Annotated in this window: 2 protein-coding genes and 1 pseudogene; all 3 read left to right on the forward strand. The window is 47.4% G+C overall.

Annotated features, from left to right (window positions below; all coding sequences use genetic code 11):
- A partial coding sequence (locus tag ACERC6_RS10255) for an enoyl-CoA hydratase (protein ID WP_373628958.1) occupies positions 1-422 on the forward strand: 422 nt, incomplete at its 5' end.
- On the forward strand, positions 419-715 hold the full coding sequence (locus ACERC6_RS10260; protein WP_080946064.1) for a phage holin family protein: 297 nt from the start codon (positions 419-421) through the stop codon (positions 713-715). The genes ACERC6_RS10255 and ACERC6_RS10260, both read left to right, overlap by 4 nt.
- A pseudogene (locus ACERC6_RS10265) lies at positions 712-833 on the forward strand (TIGR02594 family protein); the annotation flags it as partial. The gene ACERC6_RS10260 and the pseudogene ACERC6_RS10265, both read left to right, overlap by 4 nt.

The following is an 833-nucleotide window of genomic DNA, read 5'->3' on the forward strand; positions in this document are numbered from 1 at the left end:
ACCGTGGGCGTGGCGATAAGCTCGCTCACCGACTATGCGATGGCATCACTCGCTTTTTTACTCGTGGCAAATACAGCCATTGTGAGATTGCCATTGCCTTGCCTGACGGTCGTTATGAATGCTATACAAGTAGCTACCGCGATGGTGGTGTACGATGTAAAGTGATGGATTTACCGTCTGATAAATGGGAGCTAACACCATTATCCATCACACACGAGCAAGTAAAAGCCTATTTTAAGCACACCCAAGGAGCAGGCTATGACTTGTGGGGTGCATTGGGTGCGGTAGCACTATTTCACCAGTCGCAGGAGCGGTATTTTTGTAGTGAGTGGTGCTATAACGCCATCTTTGGTTCTGATAAGGGCTGGCGGTTTAGCCCCAGTGATTTATATGATTTGATTTTAGCAGGAGAACATCGGTGAATGATTTATACAACTATCTATCGGAGGTGTGGTTACACACCAAGGTCGCCACCATGAGCTTTGTCATGGCGACACTGATGGCGGTATTTCGCACCAAAGCACAGCGTGGGCGTGTGGATTTATTAGAATCCATCATGTGCGGACTGTTCGCCATCGGCATCTGGTCGTTTTTGGACTGGTTCGGCATTCCACAGACGGCAAGTGTCGGCATTGCGTCCGCCATTGGCTACTTTGGCACGCATTGGCTGGCTGACTTTATCAAAAATTATCTGTCCAAAGGAGTTAAAAAATGACTTTTATCAAAGATAATGTCTTTCAATATTTATCCGTAAAACTACCGGCACTCGGGGCATTCATCATGCTGGTACTCATCCCCGCCCTGCAAGTGGCGGTAGATTATCAGATTATCCC

Origin of the sequence: Moraxella sp. E33BD, from assembly GCF_041807865.1 — a bacterium.
GTDB classification, from domain to species: domain Bacteria; phylum Pseudomonadota; class Gammaproteobacteria; order Pseudomonadales; family Moraxellaceae; genus Moraxella; species Moraxella haemolytica.